Source organism: Mesorhizobium sp. M0028 (genome assembly GCF_040323855.1).
Classification (GTDB): Bacteria; Pseudomonadota; Alphaproteobacteria; order Rhizobiales; family Rhizobiaceae; genus Mesorhizobium.
This window is the reverse complement of the sequence record NZ_JAMYVG010000001.1, coordinates 1-17,346: the sequence shown is the minus strand read 5'-3', so window position 1 is coordinate 17,346 and position 17,346 is coordinate 1. Positions and strand designations below refer to the sequence as shown.

20 protein-coding genes are annotated in these 17,346 nt (G+C 63.2%); 11 read left to right on the top strand and 9 right to left on the bottom strand.

The window, feature by feature from the left end; genetic code table 11:
* The first annotated feature begins 59 nt into the window (after nucleotides 1-59).
* Nucleotides 60-950, top strand: coding sequence for a LysR family transcriptional regulator (locus NKJ93_RS00105; RefSeq protein WP_023720038.1), 891 nt, complete (start codon nucleotides 60-62; stop codon nucleotides 948-950).
* A gap of 597 nt (nucleotides 951-1,547) precedes the next feature.
* Here NKJ93_RS00105 and NKJ93_RS00100 read toward each other — a convergent pair.
* On the bottom strand, nucleotides 1,548-1,973 hold the full coding sequence (locus tag NKJ93_RS00100; protein ID WP_023720037.1) for a hypothetical protein: 426 nt from the start codon (nucleotides 1,971-1,973) through the stop codon (nucleotides 1,548-1,550).
* Nucleotides 1,974-2,343: 370 nt separating this feature from the next.
* On the opposite strand from NKJ93_RS00100, the gene NKJ93_RS00095 reads away from it, so the two are divergent.
* The 4 genes from NKJ93_RS00095 (at nucleotide 2,344) to NKJ93_RS00080 (ending at nucleotide 6,574) form a co-directional block, all read left to right on the top strand.
* Nucleotides 2,344-2,598 (top strand): hypothetical protein, encoded by a 255-nt coding sequence (locus tag NKJ93_RS00095; RefSeq protein WP_352495399.1) that lies wholly within the window; start codon nucleotides 2,344-2,346, stop codon nucleotides 2,596-2,598.
* Nucleotides 2,599-2,883: 285 nt separating this feature from the next.
* Nucleotides 2,884-3,369, top strand: coding sequence for a (2Fe-2S)-binding protein (locus tag NKJ93_RS00090; protein ID WP_031194306.1), 486 nt, complete (start codon nucleotides 2,884-2,886; stop codon nucleotides 3,367-3,369).
* The gene (locus tag NKJ93_RS00085; protein ID WP_352495400.1) at nucleotides 3,366-4,355 is read left to right on the top strand and encodes an FAD binding domain-containing protein; all 990 of its coding nucleotides are present in this window, start codon (nucleotides 3,366-3,368) and stop codon (nucleotides 4,353-4,355) included. The genes NKJ93_RS00090 and NKJ93_RS00085 overlap by 4 nt, the downstream gene beginning before the upstream one ends.
* A complete protein-coding gene (locus NKJ93_RS00080; RefSeq protein ID WP_352586916.1) occupies nucleotides 4,352-6,574 on the top strand; it encodes a xanthine dehydrogenase family protein molybdopterin-binding subunit in 2,223 nt (740 codons plus the stop codon). The genes NKJ93_RS00085 and NKJ93_RS00080 overlap by 4 nt, the downstream gene beginning before the upstream one ends.
* A gap of 113 nt (nucleotides 6,575-6,687) precedes the next feature.
* Here the strand turns inward: NKJ93_RS00080 and NKJ93_RS00075 are convergent, their stop codons facing one another.
* Entirely contained in the window at nucleotides 6,688-7,875 is a 1,188-nt protein-coding gene (locus NKJ93_RS00075) for an amidohydrolase (protein ID WP_352586913.1), read from the bottom strand.
* 90 nt (nucleotides 7,876-7,965) lie between these two features.
* Here NKJ93_RS00075 and NKJ93_RS00070 point away from each other — a divergent pair, with 90 nt between their 5' ends.
* Nucleotides 7,966-8,796 (top strand): AraC family transcriptional regulator, encoded by an 831-nt coding sequence (locus NKJ93_RS00070; RefSeq protein WP_352484227.1) that lies wholly within the window; start codon nucleotides 7,966-7,968, stop codon nucleotides 8,794-8,796.
* A 70-nt stretch (nucleotides 8,797-8,866) separates the two neighbouring features.
* The gene (locus NKJ93_RS00065; RefSeq protein WP_023720030.1) at nucleotides 8,867-9,298 is read left to right on the top strand and encodes a cupin domain-containing protein; all 432 of its coding nucleotides are present in this window, start codon (nucleotides 8,867-8,869) and stop codon (nucleotides 9,296-9,298) included.
* A gap of 55 nt (nucleotides 9,299-9,353) precedes the next feature.
* On the opposite strand, the gene NKJ93_RS00060 is transcribed toward NKJ93_RS00065, so the two are convergent.
* The 4 genes from NKJ93_RS00060 to NKJ93_RS00045 all read right to left on the bottom strand — a co-directional run bounded on the left by NKJ93_RS00060 (nucleotide 9,354) and on the right by NKJ93_RS00045 (nucleotide 12,027).
* On the bottom strand, nucleotides 9,354-9,800 hold the full coding sequence (locus tag NKJ93_RS00060) for a nuclear transport factor 2 family protein (protein ID WP_023720029.1): 447 nt from the start codon (nucleotides 9,798-9,800) through the stop codon (nucleotides 9,354-9,356).
* A 129-nt stretch (nucleotides 9,801-9,929) separates the two neighbouring features.
* A complete protein-coding gene (locus NKJ93_RS00055; RefSeq protein ID WP_352586910.1) occupies nucleotides 9,930-10,484 on the bottom strand; it encodes a nuclear transport factor 2 family protein in 555 nt (184 codons plus the stop codon).
* A complete protein-coding gene (locus NKJ93_RS00050; RefSeq protein WP_023720027.1) occupies nucleotides 10,481-11,464 on the bottom strand; it encodes an alpha/beta hydrolase in 984 nt (327 codons plus the stop codon). The genes NKJ93_RS00055 and NKJ93_RS00050 overlap by 4 nt, the downstream gene beginning before the upstream one ends.
* 59 nt (nucleotides 11,465-11,523) lie before the next feature.
* Nucleotides 11,524-12,027, bottom strand: coding sequence for a nuclear transport factor 2 family protein (locus NKJ93_RS00045; RefSeq protein ID WP_352495404.1), 504 nt, complete (start codon nucleotides 12,025-12,027; stop codon nucleotides 11,524-11,526).
* 128 nt (nucleotides 12,028-12,155) lie between these two features.
* Between NKJ93_RS00045 and NKJ93_RS00040 the strand changes: the two genes are divergently transcribed.
* Nucleotides 12,156-13,064, top strand: a complete 909-nt coding sequence (locus NKJ93_RS00040) for a LysR family transcriptional regulator (RefSeq protein ID WP_352586907.1) — start codon at nucleotides 12,156-12,158, stop codon at nucleotides 13,062-13,064.
* A gap of 27 nt (nucleotides 13,065-13,091) precedes the next feature.
* Here NKJ93_RS00040 and NKJ93_RS00035 read toward each other — a convergent pair whose 3' ends face one another.
* Nucleotides 13,092-13,547 (bottom strand): carboxymuconolactone decarboxylase family protein, encoded by a 456-nt coding sequence (locus tag NKJ93_RS00035; protein WP_023720025.1) that lies wholly within the window; start codon nucleotides 13,545-13,547, stop codon nucleotides 13,092-13,094.
* Between the two features lie 119 nt (nucleotides 13,548-13,666).
* Nucleotides 13,667-14,110 carry an SRPBCC family protein gene (locus NKJ93_RS00030; protein WP_023720024.1) on the bottom strand — a complete coding sequence of 148 codons (444 nt, stop codon included), beginning with the start codon at nucleotides 14,108-14,110 and terminating at the stop codon, nucleotides 13,667-13,669.
* Nucleotides 14,111-14,336: 226 nt separating this feature from the next.
* Between NKJ93_RS00030 and NKJ93_RS00025 the strand changes: the two genes are divergently transcribed.
* Together NKJ93_RS00025 and NKJ93_RS00020 are read left to right on the top strand one after the other, a co-directional pair.
* The gene (locus tag NKJ93_RS00025; RefSeq protein ID WP_023720023.1) at nucleotides 14,337-15,101 is read left to right on the top strand and encodes a copper homeostasis protein CutC; all 765 of its coding nucleotides are present in this window, start codon (nucleotides 14,337-14,339) and stop codon (nucleotides 15,099-15,101) included.
* Between the two features lie 23 nt (nucleotides 15,102-15,124).
* On the top strand, nucleotides 15,125-15,622 hold the full coding sequence (locus NKJ93_RS00020) for a GNAT family N-acetyltransferase (RefSeq protein ID WP_023720022.1): 498 nt from the start codon (nucleotides 15,125-15,127) through the stop codon (nucleotides 15,620-15,622).
* Nucleotides 15,623-15,639: 17 nt separating this feature from the next.
* Here the strand turns inward: NKJ93_RS00020 and NKJ93_RS00015 are convergent, their stop codons facing one another.
* Complete coding sequence (locus tag NKJ93_RS00015; RefSeq protein ID WP_023720021.1) at nucleotides 15,640-16,662, bottom strand: acyltransferase family protein; 1,023 nt, start codon at nucleotides 16,660-16,662, stop codon at nucleotides 15,640-15,642.
* A 478-nt stretch (nucleotides 16,663-17,140) separates the two neighbouring features.
* On the opposite strand from NKJ93_RS00015, the gene NKJ93_RS00005 reads away from it, so the two are divergent.
* Nucleotides 17,141-17,346, top strand: a 206-nt coding sequence (locus tag NKJ93_RS00005; RefSeq protein ID WP_502904369.1) for a methyltransferase family protein, incomplete at its 3' end; no start/stop codon positions are given.

Sequence of the window (17,346 nt, the reverse complement as noted above, 5' to 3'; positions counted from 1 at the left end):
GATCCACATTTGTGTCGGTAGGCGTTATATTTGGACACGCCGTCTCATTGGTGGAACATATGGATCTACTTGCCCTTGCCGATTTCAATCTGGTCGCCCGCCACGGGGGCTTCGGTAAGGCCGCCCGCGCTGCCGGGCGCCCGAAGGCAACCTTGTCCCGACGCGTGGCGGAGCTGGAGGCCAGTCTGGATCTACGGCTGTTCGAGCGTGGCGCCCGCGCGTTGAAGCTGACGGAAGAAGGACGTGCGCTTTTCGAGCGCACGGGCCGGTTGCTTTCCGAGCTCGAAGAGACAGCGGCCGCGATCGCCTCAGGCGGCGAAAGGCCGCGAGGCAGGTTGCGGATCAGCGCCCCAGTGCTGTTCTCACAGACCGCGATGGGGAAGATCGCTGCCGGCTTCGCCCTGAAATACCCGGAGGTAAGGCTCGAGGTCACGACCGAAGACCGCGCCGTCGACATGATCGAAGAGGGATTTGACCTGGTGATCCGGGTCAATCCGGATCCGGATGAGAGCCTCGTTGGGCGAGCCTTTCTGCGTGATCGACTGGTGGTCGTGGCAAGTCCTCACCTCGCCCGGCCGGCGGACGGTCTGGCGACCCCGGCCGTCATGCGTTCGACAGCCGATCGAGGGGCTTGGGACGTGAAGACGCCCACTGGCCGGTCAACAATCGCGATCGAGCCGGTCCTTGCGCTGTCGTCACTCATCATGGTCCGGGATGCGGTACGAGCGGGCGTCGGCGCGGCGCGCCTACCTGTGTCGCTGGTGAGCCATGATCTGGCGGACGGAACACTGGTACATTGGGGGGATCTCGATCGACCCGACATCGCCCTGTGGACGCTCTATCCCTCTCGGCGGCTGCTGAGCGCCCGCGTCTCCGCATTCCTCGACCATCTGAAACAGGCCTTTCCCATGGGGACGCCTGACGAGCTGGCCGCCTATATCGGCAAATGACGCGCAGGGAGCTGGTTAACCCAGCTGAGGCCTTATGCGAGGCACAAGGAAAGCAGTTGCCGTGCTTTCTAGGTGGGTGCGTTATCCGAAATATCTTCCGCGAACGCGACATTTTTTAACGGCAACCGGCTCCGCGAACTGTGCCATCGTCACCACTGCTGACGGCCGGCTATGTGTAGGTATTGAGAGCGCCACCGACCGCATTCCCTTCCCTCCTCGTAGACGAAAAGTGTTCGTTCGAATGATGCTTACGATATTGATAAGGTCAGGCTGGTCGAGAAGTACAGGCCGCCGAAGCGCAAGAAGCCGCTGCTTTGACATGCTGAATTAGCGGACAACAAACAGGGGAATTCAGAGATTCCCGGTGTCGATCTAGACTCCAGGAATGGAAACGACGTTTGACGATCTTGCCAGCGCGATAAGGCCCCCGTGCAGACGTTTGGGGAGCCATCCGCGTCTTGGCCATCGATCTGGCCGGGAAGCTTCTAATGGGCCTCTGCCATCGGCGTTGGCACTGGAATGGCGCTGGCCGGTTAGATCGCTAACCCGCAAGATTCCACCCGGGCGCGGATTGCGCCCACGATCGCCAACTTGGCTTTATTCAGCCTTGAGGTTAATCACCCGCATCACGGCGACCACTGTCCCGTTGTTCGTAGCAGCCTCCTTCGTGCTACCCTTACCGCAGCTCCATACATCGCCTTCCTTGGCTGTGAACTGCATATCCCCGGCCGTAACCTGCAGCTCGCCTTCAGTGACCGTGCAGACCATGTCGTCGGCCATGACATCCCCCAGCGGGCTAGATCCCTTTGGCTGATACACGACGTCTTCCATCGCGATTTTCTTGTACCCCTTGATATGGGAGTCTCGTGTTCCCAGTTCGACGAGCCGAACGCCGGGAAAAATCTCTTTGCCATCAGTCGGACCGTAGGTCTTGGCCGCTGCCGGAGTCGGCAATGCAACCAATAGCGGGGTCGACAACGAGGTGGCACCAAGGGCGAGAGCATTACGTCGATTCATCTTCATAACATTATCCTCCCTGAGTTAGTCCGCCCACAACTGGGCGAACCGGATATTTTACGCGCCCGTGCAGCCAAATAGTCAAAACACAATTGAGCAGGCCCATGCTCCGCCCAGGAAGCTGGTTAATCCAGCTGAGGCCCGCAGCGGGCCAACATAGCGAAAGTGCACTGTCACCGTAATTCTGCGTTCGAAGGGAAACCATCGCTCGATTTCACTCAAATGAAGGAAGACGCTTTACCTGAAAGAGGCTGATAACGCGCCAGAGCCAATCGGCTCGGCGATAATGCGCTTCGGCCAAGATGCCGACCTGAGCTTCGGCCCCAGTGTCGGTAGATCTACCGCGGCTTAGGCCGGCGCTTGGGGAGGAAATTCGATGAGATTGGCCATCGTGTGCGCGGCAATTGTGATTGCCGGATCCACCGCCGCCGTTGCGCACGAGAAAAAGGTGGTAGCCAGAAAAGGAATAACGCCACCTTGTGCCGATTTGTCAGGCACGATCAAGAAAAAGAGGGAGACAGAAGTGGATTACCGTTCAACCGGAACTGTCTCCGGCGCAATCCCCAAAAACAAGTCTGAGCCGCGCCTAGGCTACGAAACGGTTAACCCTGGCATCATATCTATCTTTTAGCTCGTTGATTGCGTGTTTCGCTAACTTGAATGCAGCACAGGTGGCCAGCAGGATACACAGGCGGCCACGAAGGCGAGCGCCGGTATTGAACTACGGTGACGGTGCACTTTTTGCGGCGTGGCATTCTCAGCCCATCCCGTGCGGGGTCCCAAACGTTTTTCGCCTTCCGTGACCGGCAGTGCCTTTCCCCCGAAATCGACCGCCCTATTTCGCCTCGACAGGTGGGCGGCTGATTGCTGGACGAGTCCCTGCGACTAGGACGGCATGTGCTTCGAGGTACCCCCAATGGACTTCCACGATCGGCACCTACTGCGGTTGCGGGTGAACGGCGAGGACCACAGCCTTTCCGATCTCGATCCCCGCGTCACGCTGCTCGACCTGTTGCGCGAGCGGCTTCATCTGACCGGAACGAAAAAGGGATGCAATTTCGGCGAGTGCGGCGCCTGCACCGTGCATCTCGACGGACGGCGTGTGAATGCCTGCATGATACTGGCCGTGTCCGCCGAGGGACGCGAGGTCACGACGATCGAGGGCCTGGCGGACGGCGATGCGCTTCATCCCGTGCAGCAGGCGTTCATCGATCATGATGGTTTCCAGTGCGGATTCTGCACGCCCGGGCAGGTGATGTCGGCGGCGGCGCTGATCGAGGAGGGACATACCGGCTCCGACGCCGAGATCCGCGAATGGATGAGCGGCAATCTGTGCCGCTGCTCGGCCTATCCGCAAATCGTCGAGGCGGTGCGCGCAGCGGCTGGGAGGGCGAGCCAATGACCCCATTCGTCTATGCGCGCGCCGATAGCCTGGGCGAAACGATCGCGGCCGGAGCGGCGCCGGACAGCGCTTTTCTCGCCGGCGGCACCGAATTGCTCAACTGGCTGCGCCTTGGCATTGCCGGGCCGGCGCGGATCATCGATATCTCCCGCCTCGACTGGCTGGATCAGATCGAGGCACTGCCCGGCGGCGGCTTGAGGATCGGCGCGCTGACGCATCTCAACGACGTCGCGCAGCACGAGTTGGTCATGCGCGACTATCCGGTGTTGAGCCAGGCGATCCTCAACGCGGCGTCGCCGCAACTGAGAAACCTCGCAACGATAGGCGGCAATCTGCTGCAGAAGACGCGCTGTGCCTATTTCCGTGCCGAAGAGCAGTTGCCGTGCAACAAACGTCGGCTCGGCTCCGGTTGCTCGGCATTGCATGGCATCAACGACAATCACGCGATATTCGGCTGGACCGAGGATTGCATCGCCACCCAGCCATCCGACCCGGCGGTGGCACTGGCAGCACTTGATGCAGTCATCGTCACCGCGCACCGCAGCGGCGGCCGGCGCATTCCGGCAGCCGAATTCCACCTGCTTCCCGACACGCGGCCCGAGGCAGACAATGTGTTGCAGCAAGGCGATCTGATCACGGCAATCGAGCTGCCGGCACCGGCGCCGCGATCGGCTTACCTCAAGGTGCGCGAGCGCGAATCCTACGAATATGCCATCGTCTCCGCCGCCGTAGTGCTGGAGATGGACGGCCAAACCATCCGTCGGGCTGCCGTGGCGCTGGGGTCCGTCGCGCTGCGGCCCTGGCGGCTGAGCGCCGCCGAGGACCAGCTCGCCGGTGCCGAAATCGGCGATCGCGAGGCATTGAGCACCGCTATCGAGCAATCCTTCGCCGAAGCGCGTCCCTTGTCGCAGAACGCCTACAAGATCGAACTGGCCAAGACCGCCGCTTTGCGGGCGATCGAAAGAGCAGCGAGGGTGCCGTCATGATGATCAGCCAGCCTGTTGCCCGCCCTGACGGCGGCGTCAAGGTTACCGGCCGCGCCCGCTATGCGGCCGACTATTTTGCCCCCGACCTGCTCTATGCAGTGCTGGTGACCGCGCCCGTTCCCGCCGGCCGCGTGACGTCGATCATGGTCGACGACGCGCTCGCCGAGGAAGGCGTCGTGCGCGTGCTCACGCATGAGGACATGCCCAAATTCGGCCGGTTCGCATCGCCAAGGGCCGAGCCGGATACGCAGACGCAGCACGCCGAAGGTCCGCCGGCGGCGCAGAGCTTCATGCCCATGCAGAACGACGAGATACGTCACGAGGGCCAGCCGCTTGCAATTGTGCTGGGCGAGACACTGGAGGCGGCGGAAGCCGGCGCCCGCCGCGTCTCGTTGCGCTACGAGTTCGCCGAGCCGGAATTGCCGGCACCACCCGAATGGACCGCAATCGACAAGGCTGCGGTCGTGCCGAGGGAGAGCGGCTTTCTGTTCCTGGAGCCGACGTTTACGAAGGGCGAGGTCGACCGCGGGCTTAGCAACGCAGCCGCCATGGTCGAAGCCGTCTACCTGCAGCCGTCGCGCCATCACAACGCCATGGAGCCCTCGGCGACGCTCGCCGAGTGGAACGACGGAGAGCTGACGCTGCACGACGCCACGCAGCACGTCTACGGTGTCCGCCAGGTGGTTGCGGCCCGCATGAATGTCCCGGCCGAGAAGGTCCGCGTGATTTCCCGCCATACCGGCGGCGGCTTCGGCGGCAAGGGCTGGATCTGGCCGCATCAGGTGCTGGCCGCCGCCGCGGCGCGCATCATGCAGCGCCCGGTCAGGCTGGCGCTCAGCCGCGCCAATGCCTATTCCTGTCTCGGCTATCAGCCGCGCATGGCACAGAAGATCGTGCTGGCGGCGGACAAGTCGGGCAAGCTGACCGCCGTGCAACAGGACGTGGTCAACCTGACCACCGTCACCGACGATTTCGTCGAGTTCGCCACCGAAGCCTCGAAGGGTCTCTACGCCACGCCGGCCATGCGTCTCAGCCAGCGCGTCGAGCGCGCGAACGTCGCCATGCCGACGGCGCTGCGCGCGCCGGTCGAGGGTCCCGGCACCTGGGCCCTCGAAAGCGCGATGGACGAGCTCGCCCACCGTCTCGGCATCGATCCGCTCGACCTGCGTCTGATCAACCATGCGGACACGGATCCGGCCACCGGCCAGCCCTGGTCGTCGAAGCAGCTGCGCGAGGCCTATGAGGAAGGCGCCCGCCTGTTCGGCTGGCGCGAGCGCCCGCGCAAGCCGCAACGCGATGGCGATTGGCTGATCGGCTACGGCATGGCGACCTGCAGCATGGGCTGTTTCCGCAACCCGACGCCTGCAGCCGAGGTCAGGTTGCACAGGGACGGCACGGTGCTCATCCGCACCGGCACCCAGGATATAGGGACCGGAACACTCACCATCTTTCCGCAGATCGCAGCCGATGTCCTGGGCCTGCCGATGGAGAGGATCGAGTTGGAAATGGGCGATACACAGCTGCCGGAGGCGGGTCCGACCTATGGCTCATCGTCGACCATGGGGGTGGGCGCGGCGGTGCTTGCAGCCGCCGAAGATGCACGTTCGCAGCTTGCCCGTCTTGCCAATCTGCCGCCCGACGAGGTCGAGATGCAAGACGGCCATATTCGCCGCAAAGGCGCTGCCGGCGGTCAGACGATCGCCGACGTGATGAGTCATACCGACATCGGCGAGATCATCGGCTCCGGCTCGTTCGATCCGGCGCAGCATGGCAAAGGCCTCGCCATGCGCACTTTCGGCGCGATTTTCATGGAGGTCGGCGTCGATCCGGGGCTCGGCCTGCTCAGGCTTCGTCGCGCCGTCGGCAGCTACAGCGCCGGCCGCATCGTCAATCCCCGCACCGCACGCAGCCAGATGACGGGCGGCATCATCTGGGGCTGGGGCATGGCGGCGATGGAGCAGAGCAGGCACGAACCGGTGCTCGGGCGGTTCCTGTCGAAGAACCTTTCAGGGGTTGCCATTCCGGTCAACGCCGACATTCCCGGCGACATCATTATCCACTTCGTCGACGAGGTGGACGAGCATGCCAGCCCGATTGGCGGCAAGGGCATCGGCGAGCTCGGCGCCACCGGCGTTGCCGCAGCGGTTGCCAATGCCGTCTTCGACGCTACAGGCAAGCGGATCCGGGAGCTGCCGATCACGCCGGAAAAACTGCTGTAGAAGGACTAGGCCCGCTATTGCCCTGCGATAGCGGGTCTCTGACGTAGTCGATTATCTCCTCTGCAAAGCTTGCCGAGACTTGGGAAATACCTGCGGCCCCCAGACCGACGTCTTCATTTCAGCTCAGATACTTTGCCGGCAAGCGTCTGCTCGACGAGGTTGACGTAGTAGCGCATCACCGTCGGCACGATCTCGTCGTTGAAGACGTAGCGGTCGCCGTGCAGGCCTTCGCCCGGGCCGACCTCGCCGGCACCGATCCACGCATAGCAGCCGCTCGCCTCACGGATCATGAAAGCGAAATCCTCGCAGCCGAGACTGAGACTGAACTCGGTCATGACATTCTCCCGGCCGACGACGGATGCCGCCGCCTCGACGGCGCGGGCCGTCGCGTCCGCGGTGTTGATCAGTGGCGGATAGCCCTTCCGGTAGTCGAACCTTGCCTTGAGCGAATGCGCGGCGGCGATGCCTTGTGCGATCTCGCCAATCAGCGTCTCGCAGTGGTTGGAAAGGCCGGGCTCGAAGAAGCGGCAGGTGCCTTGCAGCCAGACCTTGCCCGGCACGATGTTGCCGACATTGCCGCCATGGATCTGCGTGATGCTGACGACAAGCGCGCTCTGCGGGTCGACCGTGCGGCTGACGATGCGCTGGACGGCTTGCACGAAGGCGCCCGCTGCCAGGATCGGGTCATCGCCGAGCTGCGGCATCGCGGCATGCGCGCCAAGACCCTCGAAAGTCAGCTCGAAATTGTCGACGGCCGCCATCTGCGCACCAGCACGGGCCGCGATCGTCCCCAGCCTGACGCCCGGCCAGTTGTGGACCGCATAGACCGCCTCGACCGGAAAGCGCCTGAACAGGCCGTCCTCGATCATGCGCATGCTGCCGCCTTCGTTTTCCTCGGCCGGCTGGAAGATGAAAGTGACGGTGCCGTCGAAGGTGCGCGACTCGCTGAGCAATTTGGCAGCGCCGAGCAGCATGGCGGTGTGGCCGTCATGGCCGCAGGCATGCATCACGCCCTCTCTCCTCGAAGCATAGAGCAAGCCGGTTTTCTCCAGCACCGGAAGCGCGTCGAGCTCGGCGCGAAGGCCGATGGCGCGTGTGCCGCCACCGCTGCGCAGGACACCGACGACCCCGGTGCCGCCGATCCCTTCATGCACCTCGTCGAGGCCGAAGGAGCGCAGTTTCTCTGCAACGAAACGCGCCGTTTCGTATTCATTGAATCCGAGCTCCGGATTGGCATGGATATGGCGCCGCCAGCCTATGACCTCTGGTGTCAGCGCGGCGATGGGGTCATTATGCAACATGATACCTCCTCTCACACCGGCAATGGGCGGCGTGGCTTGATCCTGCTGCCATAGAAGGCCCGACGAAAAGCGTCTTGAACCGGATTGACTATGGCAAAGACAAACCAAGCGGCGGAGACCGGGAAATACTGGCGCCATCCGTGCTTCCCCGACCTTGGCCTGTTCGAAGCGCGCTTCACCCGGCACCGCTACGACTTGCACACACACCCGACCTATGTGATCGCCCTGATCACCTCCGGCTGCGAGCGGATTCGCATCGGCCGTCAAAGCGTTCTCGCCCCGGCAGGCGCCATTGCCGTCGTCAATCCAGAGGAGTGGCATGACGGCGAACGCGGGGCGGACGAAGGCTGGGCCTACCGGACGTTTTATCCCTCGGTGCCGCTGATGACCGCACTTGCCCGCGAACTCGGCTGGCACGGCGCTCCGGTGTTTTCGCGCGCGACTATCGAAGACAACAATCTCGCCGCAGCGTTGACGGCAGCACACCAGGGCTCGACATCCCCAGACACAATGACGGCCGAGACGTCCCTGCTCGTGGCGCTGCGACGGCTGATCGTTCGGCATGGCGACTCGAGCGGACAGGCCGAGGAGGTCGAAAGCTCCGGATCGCAGCGGAGGTTTTCGCTCTATCGCGACCTTGTCGAAAGCGAGCTCGGCTCGCAGCTCGACCTCAAGCGGCTTGCCGGTGCGGGTGGCGTGACCCGGTTCCAGGTCATCCGCGACTTCAACAAGGCGATCGGCCTGACGCCGGTGGCCTATATCCGCGACCGGCGATTGCGCCGGGCGAGCGCGCTGATCGAACAGGGATTTGGCCTCGCCGACGCCGCTATCGCGGCAGGTTTCGCCGACCAGAGCCATCTCTCCCGTACGTTCCGGGCCATGCATGGCATGACGCCGGGCATGTTTAGAAGAGCTGGATAAGGCGCTCCTCAACAGACAAGCTTGCGCGCCAATGCGTGCTGCGCAATGCTGACGCAGCTCGGGGGGAATCATGCGAATAATCTTGGCGCCGACGCTGCTGCTCGCGGCTGCACTGTTTGCAAACAACGCCCAGGCGCTGGACGCCAGCGGGACGCCGGTTGTCGTGACCCCGCTTGCCTCTCGCACCGAGACTGCGTCCGGCCAGCCGATCACGCTGCCGCAGAAGAACGTGCAGGTCCTGGTCTCGGCCTATCAGATCGCGCCGGGCGCCACTTTGCCGGTCCACAAGCATCCGTTTCCGCGCTATGCCTATGTCGAGGCCGGCACGCTTCAGGTCACCAACGTCGAAACCGGCAAGAGCAACACCTACAAATCAGGTGATTTCATCATCGAGATGATCGGGCAGTGGCATCAGGCCACCAATGTCGGCGCCGATCCGGTCAAGCTGCTGGTCATCGACCAGGTCGAAGAAGGCACCAAGAACACCGTGTTGCGCCAGTAGCTGCCACGTCTGAAAACAGCGTCCGTGGCGGATCCAGCACAGCGCGTAACAGACGTCAGAACGTGAACCCCTCCGGCAAATTGTGATTCCAATAGCCTTCCTCGACAAGTTCACTTATGCGCCAGCCCTCGGACGTGCGTATGACGCGGTCGCGATACCAGAGCCCTTGGAAGAAGACCTGCCTTTTGCCTTCGCCGAGGTCGACCACCATCGGGCATGAACAATGCACGCGCGCGCTGGCCTCATCCCCTCGGAGATCAAGAAGGATTGTTGAAATGGCGTGCTGCGAGATCAATATCTTCGATAGGGCGCCTTTCATATAAGCAACATGCTCATCCACACCGCTCCTGATTCCACCTGTTACAGTGTCGTCAAGCACGGCGTCGGGCGTGAATATTTTCCGATAGGCTTCCCAGTCGCGATCGTCCACAGCGTAGCAATAGCGAGCAAGCAGCTGTTCGATCTCAAGCCGATCGGAAACCTCCTGCAGTGAAAGGGTCATGTCCTGTCTCCGCGGTTGGCGGCACTAATGCCGCATGCGCCAAGCCTGCCCCGACATTCGATCAATATTCACGTTGCCGTTGCTCCGAGCAACCTCGCCGCGCGACTGGGCATGCGCAAATCCGAACACTCATTTGGCCTCCGCCTTCACCCGGTCGGCAGCGGCGGTCAAAAGGGCGCGATCTCCCTCTTCGTACAAGCGGCGGATGGAGATTGCCTTGACGCGCCAACCTTCCGACGTCCGCACCAGCCGGTGTAGATAGCTGCCGCCGACCGTCCAGAACCGGGAACCGATCCAGTGGGTCGCGCGGACATGGCTGCGTGCAACCGCATGCTTTTCCGCGCCTTCGACAATGACGTTGGTGATGAGGTGCTGGGTGGCGTCGAAGCCCGGCAGCAGCGCTTGCCATTGGGCGATCAGGGAGTCGCGGCCGCTGGTCGTGACCTCGCCGCCGAAGAGGCTGGTATAGTCGGTCGTGACACGGGCCGCGAAATAGGATTTGACCCGGTTCCATTCACGCAGATCGGCATAGAGGCCGATCCCGGCAACTGCCTCGGCGATCACGATCCTGTCTTCGACCGTCAGCGCATCTCCCGGAGCGCTCGAGGCGGGCGCCGAGACGGCGGAAATCATCGCGGCTGAAACCGCCGAGGCCAAGACATACCGGCGGGTGACGAGGCTCATTGTCCCGCCTCCCCTGCACCGCCCAGCGTTGCGCGGAAGTGCGCGGCGACGGCATCGCTCGCCGCCTTCACCGGCGCGGCACGATCGTAGAAATCGAACTGGGTGACATTGTCTAGCCACATCTCCTGCCTGGAACTGGTCAGCCGCGCGTAGAACTTGTGCGCGCCCTGCGGAATGGCAGCCGCCTCGCTATGCACCATCAGAAAAGGCTGGTGCAGGCGCGGAGCAGCCTGGATTGCATCGAACCTCAACCAGCCGCGCCAGAAGGCGGGATCGGCCTCGTTGCGCCAGGCCGGGAGCATGCCGCGATCGGGTTCGGTGTAGTAAGGCACCTTGAACATGACCGCGCGCTCGTCGGTCAAGCTAGCAGCGGGCAGGAATGCCTGTTTGCCGGTGCGGCGATATTCCGCCTCGGCCGCATCGCTCGCGGCCTCGAGCCTGGCGACACCGTCCCCGCCGCCATAGGTCTGCTCGACCCCTTCGGCATCCTGCAACCAGGGCGCAACGAGGGCGACCGACTTGATCGCGACGTTTTCGGCCGCAGCGGTGACCATGTAGCCGGAGCTGGCGCAAATGCCGAGCCCGCCGATGCGGTCCTGATCGGTCTCGGGCCGGGTCGCGAGATAGGCGACCGCCGCTTCGATGTCGGCGATCTTGGCGTTAGGATCCTCGTACTGGCGGCGCACGCCGCCGCTTTCGCCCCAGCCGCGAAAATCGAAGGTCAAGGCGATGAAACCGCGGTCGGCCATCTCGCGGGCATAGCGGGCCGGCATCTGTTCCTTTACCGTCATCCAGGCGCCGGTCACGACCAGCGCGGGCCGAAGTTTCGCCGCGTCCAGGTCCTCCGGCAGATAGAGCTCGCCGACGATCTGCTCACCGTTCGAGGCGAAAGCGACGCGCTCGATGCGCGGTGCGGCGAAGGCATTGGAGGCGGCGAGCGCCACGGCGGTTGCTGCAGCAAGTGTCAGGGTTTTAAGCATCGCAAGTCTCCTTTGGCTTGGAATGAGAAGCGCGGCGCGTTGCGAGAAAGACCGCCGTCTCAGCGCTCGCCAGCCAGTCGGCCGGGCAGTGGCTTCAGCGGGTAATGCGCCCAGTAGAAAGCGTCCGACTGGTACATGTCGGTCAAAAAATTCTGTGCCTCGGCGATCTTGCCGTCCTTGATGCGGAACATCAGCGCGTAGAACTGGTCGATCTCGGGACCTGAGCCGACATTCGACCAGCCGCGATGGACGTCGACAACGACGTCGCCTTGCGCCTGGAAGAAGATCGGCTCGGCCCTGAACTTGCCATCGGCCAGGCCGCGGAAGAAGGCGACCACCTCGTCCGGCCCGCGCTTGTCGCCGGCGAGCGGATGATGACCGGGAATGCGCCACACGATGTCGGGCGCGAGGAAGGGCCGCACGGCCTCGGGATTGCCGGTCGCGTAAGCTGCGTAATAGTCTTTGATGAGCTGGATATTGCGGTCTTCCAGTGGCCCGCTGTGCGCCGGGGCGGCAGACACCGCCAGAAGAGTGCCGGCGGCGAGTAAAGCGAGCCTTGTCATCGGTCCTGTCTCCTTGCCCATTCGAGCCGTTCTCAACACCGAGGCCCGTTCGTCGGACCCAACATGACGCCTTTTGTTCGCCGAAAAAACCAGTAGAGTTCGACAGGGCTATTTGGAAAATCCTTACAATGCGCCTCGACCAATTCAGCGGCATCGTCGCCTTCGTCAAGGTTGCCGAGGCCAAAAGCTTCACCCGCGCCGCCGCCAAGCTCGGCGTCGCTCCGGCCTCATTGAGCGAGGCGGTCAAGGGGCTCGAGGAGCGCCTGGGGGTGCGGCTGCTCAACCGGACGACCCGCAGCGTTGGCTTGACCGAAGCTGGCGCCCAATACCTCGACCATGTGCGTCCGGCAGCCGAAGATATCCGGGCGGCTGGTGCGGCGCTGCGCGAGACCCGCGATCGTCCTGCCGGCACGCTGCGCCTCAGCCTGCCCTGGATCGCCGCCCCGCTGCTGATCGAGCCACTGATGCGGCCGTTCATGGATGCTTATCCAGAAGTGCGGCTCAATCTGATCTTCGACGACAGCTTCGTCGACATCGCCGCCGAGGGGTTCGATGCCGGCCTGCGCATCGGCGAGCTTCTCGAGAAAGATATGATCGGCGCGCGCCTGGGCGGGCCCCTGCAGATGGTCGTGGTGGGCAGCCCGGACTATCTGGCGCGCAACGGCACGCCGAAGCGGCCGGCCGACCTCGCCGCCCATCGCTGCATCGCATTCGCCCTCACCCGCACCCGCGCGATCTCGCCCTGGGAGTTCACCGTGGATGAACGCGAAGTCGCTTTCACACCGGACGCATGTCTGGTCGTGAACACGCTTCCGCTGTGCATTACTGCTGCCGCGCAAGGGCTTGGCCTCGCCTTCGCGGTCGAGGGGCTCGCCGCGCCGCTTCTTGCCTCAGGCGCGCTGGTCAAGGTGCTGGAGCCTTTCTGTCCCGCTTACGAGCCGCTCCACCTCTATTATCCCAGCCGCCGCCTGGTACCGCCGAAGCTGCGGGCCTTCATCGACTTCGTGCGCGCGAATTCTCACAAGCTGCGGATCTGATGTGGCTTTGCGAGAACCCGGCCCCGTTCAGCCCCAGGCGCCGACCATCTGTCTGGTGGTTGCGTTGAGACGGTTGAACGCATTGATCAGGGCAATCTGGACGACCAGTGCGGCAAGCGCCTTTTCGTCATAGTGCCGGGCGGCTTCATCCCAGACCGCATCCGGCACCGGGTCTGGCCGGTCGGCTAACCGGGTCGCCGCCTCGGTCAGCGCCAGCGCGGCGCGCTCGGCGTCGGTGAAGTAAGGTGTTTCCCGCCAGGCCGACACGGTGAAGACGCGCTCATCCTTTTCACCGGCCTTCTTCAATTCGCGTGCATGCATATCGATACAGACACTGCATCCGTTGATCTGGCTGGCGCGCAAATGGACGAGCTTGCGCGTCACATAGGACAGATCGGCCGTTTCCGTCGACTTGTCCAGCGCGAGCAGCGCCTGCAGAGCGCCAGGAATGAGCATCACCGGGTTTTTCAATCGTGCTTGCATAGTGGTCTCCTTCGGGCGTGTTTTCTCAAGCCCGGACGACGAACATCCGGGGTCTCGATATTTCTTGGTTCTGTCAGTTCGCCGGCCGCCGCGTTGCGGCAAGGCGAGCGCCGGGATATTCAGCTTTGCCAGGCAGTCACCCGCTCAAGCCGCTCGAGAATGCGCGGCCAACCGCTTCCCATGCCGATGTAGCCGCGCTCGTCCTCGGACCGGAACCCGGAATGCTCCATGCGCACCCGCGTCGCTTTACCTTCGGGCGTCAACGACCATGTCACCACGGTCTTCAGACCGCTGTCGGATTCGGTGCCGTCGCCCCAGCTGTAGGCGAGCAGGCGTGGCGGCTCGATCTTCAGCACCTCGCAGTTCGTCACGCCGGACCAGCCAGGCACCGGCGTCGCGCGAAAGGTAAAGCGATGGCCTTGCTCAGGCGCAAAGTCGTTCTCCATCAGCCATTCGGCAACCAGATGCGGCACGGTCAGTGCGCGCCATATCTTTTCAGCCGCATGCGGGATCAGACGCTCGACGACAATGGATTTGGTTTCGATTGTGGTTGCTTCAGTCATGACTTGGGACCCGTTGTTTGCGGTTTGGCTGGGCTATTCAACAACGCGCTCTCCATGAGAACCAATAACCCATCAGCTATGAGTTACGTATAACGCTTAAGTTATGAATGTGTCAAGCGGCGGAATGGCAGGCGCGCCCGCAAGCACATTGAGCCCACACTTCCGGCTTTCAAGGCACCGTGCCCGATGCTACCGCTGGCCAGCTGAAATCATCAACGGATCGCCCATGACCGAGACCGAACGCCCTCGCCTGCCGCTGATCGAGATCTGCGTCGAAGGCATAGACGGCCTGCTGGCCGCGCAAGCCGCCGGTGCCGACCGTGTCGAGCTCTGTGCCAGCCTGGTCGAGGGCGGCATCACGCCGAGCTTCGGCACCGTGCGCACGGCGCTTGAATTAGCGACGATCCCGTTCCACGTCATCGTGCGGCCGCGTGGCGGCGATTTTCTCTATAGCGAGGCCGAATATCGTTCGATGCTCGCCGATGTCCGAGCGCTTGCCGAGCTTGGCGTCGCCGGTGTCGTTATCGGCTGCCTCGCTGCCGACGGCACGATCGATGAGCAGCGCATGAGCGAACTGGCGCAGGCAGCGGGGAGCTTGAACGTCACCTGCCACCGCGCCTTCGACATGACCCGCGACCCGACCGAGGCACTGGAATCGCTGATCCGCTGCAAGGTCGGCCGTGTGCTGACCAGCGGCCAGCGCGACACGGCGCTGGAGGGCGCGGACCTGCTCGCCGATCTGGTCAGGCAGGCTGGCGACCGCATCATCATCCTCGGCTGCGGCGGGCTTGACCCGCAGAACATTGCCGAGGTGCGGAGGAAAACCGGGGTGAGCGAAATGCACTTCGCCGCGCTCAAGGACGTGCCGAGCGCCATGCGCTATCGCAACCCGAAAGTCGGTATGGGCGGCACCGACCTCGACCGCGAATACCGCAACACCGTGACCGACGAGGTACTGGTGGCGGCGACCATCGCCGCTGCCCGGGCATGATCCTGGAAGACAGAAGAAAGAAAATGATTGAAACGCGATTGCCGATCGAGCTGGTTTTGCCGCGGGATGAGCCCGCAATCCTCGCGCTCAACAACGAGCACGCTGCGGAATTATCATGGCTCGAACCTGAGCGCCTTTCCTTCCTGCTTGGCGAAGCGTTTTACGCGCGCCGTATCGGTGCACTCGAAGCCTTCATCATGACCTTCGACCAGGACGCAAGCTACGACAGCCCGAATTTCCTGTGGTTTCGCGAGCGCTATCCGCGCTTCGTCTATGTCGATCGCGTCGTGGTCGGCGCCAATGCGCGCGGCCGGGGTCATGCCCGCCGGCTGTACGAGGATCTGTTCGAGCAGGCGTCACGCGCCGGCCAGGCGATCGTCACTTGCGAGGTCAATGCCGAGCCACCCAATCCGGCTTCGGACGCCTTCCACGCGGCACTCGGCTTCATGGAAGTGGGCGACGCGGTAATCCACGGCGGCAAGAAAGCCGTGCGGTATTATCTAAGACGGATCGCCGGCTGAACGGCAGCCGCCTCGCCCTACCAATTGCGGTTCAGCCAGGAGCGGGTCGGCTTTTCGACGATGTAGTAGCTGCACAGAGCGCAAGCGAACGCCGCCGCCAACATCAGCCACGGCGAACTGCCTTGTATGTCGACGAATTGATAAAAGGGCTGCTGCCAAAGATAGAGCGAATACGACCACAGCCCCAGCATCGTCATCGGCCGGGAGGATAGAAACCCGGTCAGGTACCAACTGCTGAAGTCGAGCGAGTTGACGGCGAGGGCCAACAGCGGCACCGCGACCAGATAGTGGATCGGGGTTGGCACGGCAGCCATGAACACTAGAACCGCCACGACAGCGGCCGCCAGGGCGACATGTGGGCCCTTGAGCAGCGCCGGCAGCCTGTCGTCGGCCTTGAGCAGGCATATCACCGCTGACAGCAGGATCGAGGCGATGTGCACGTCGGTGCGCCAATAGGTGGACTCGTAGCCTATTCCGAGCACCCAGTAGGAGATGGCGCCGTTTGCCATGGCCAGCACCGACAATGCGCCGAGCAGCACGATGACCCGGGACTGCCCCGAGACGACGACGCCGATCAGCGCCAGGATGACATAGGCGTGCTCTTCGACGCAGAGCGACCAGATATGGTCGAGCGCGCCGGCGCGGGTGACGAGAATTCCGGCGTAGTTGTAAGTGAACGTCAGCGCCGTCAGCGCCGCCTTCCACTTGAAGGCGATGAATGTGCCGGACAAGGCAACCACCGCGGCGACGACGAAAACCATCAGTGCCGGGTAGATGCGGGAGAACCGGCGCTTGAAGAATTTCTTCAGCGGATAGTGTTCGACGAACAGGATCTCGGCCATCAGCCGGCCGCTGAGCACGAAGAAGAATTCGACGCCCAGGACGCCGAGATTGATGCCGGGAACGGGGAAGAAATGGCCGATCAGCACCAGCGCGATCGACAGGCCACGCCAGCCGTCGAGATAGGCAAGCCTGGTTCTTGCCGAGCTATCGGCGACAGGCCTGGACACGACAAGACGCGCCGCGGAGATGTCCGTCATGCCGGTCCCTTCTGCGAAAGGCGGGCTGGAGGCCGCATTCCTCCAGCTATATTGCAGCGCACCAGAACTTTGTGCAAGTGCGAGATAACGACACGCCCGAAGTACGGGACGGACAGAAAAGGGCCGTTAAGGCCCCGTTCCCAAAACCGAGGTCGGTGGTCTCAGGCGTTGGCGGCAGCCACGAGACTGGCGCGGTAGTCGGCCGACCATTCATGTCGCTCATCAAATTATCCGCCGCGACTTTAACGCCGGCCAGTGCCGAGGCCACGAAGCTTCCGGCGAGCGCCGCCTCGATCTCCTTCGAACGGAAGAGGCCATTGTCGCCGGCGCCGGTGGAAGGCCTTGTGTTTCTCCTTCGATAAAGAGAGGGTCTGTCACCAAACTGGTGGACGGACATGCCGAACGGAAGTGTCACATATGCGGTGTAACCAGCAAGTTGAGCTCAAAGTCGGTTCTGGATCGCGGAAGGGAATGTGGCATGGTGGATTCTGATCGGATCGACAACCTGATCGCAGCGGTGCCCCCCGCCTTGGCGCTTCGCGCCGGGCTGGACCTCGGCATCTTCACCCGGCTCGGCGGCAGCGCGGTGACTGCCGACAGCCTTGGGGCCGCGCTCAAAGTCGAGCCCGATCGTCTGTCGCGGCTCCTCTACGCGCTCGCCAGCATCGGTCTCCTCGAAGTCAA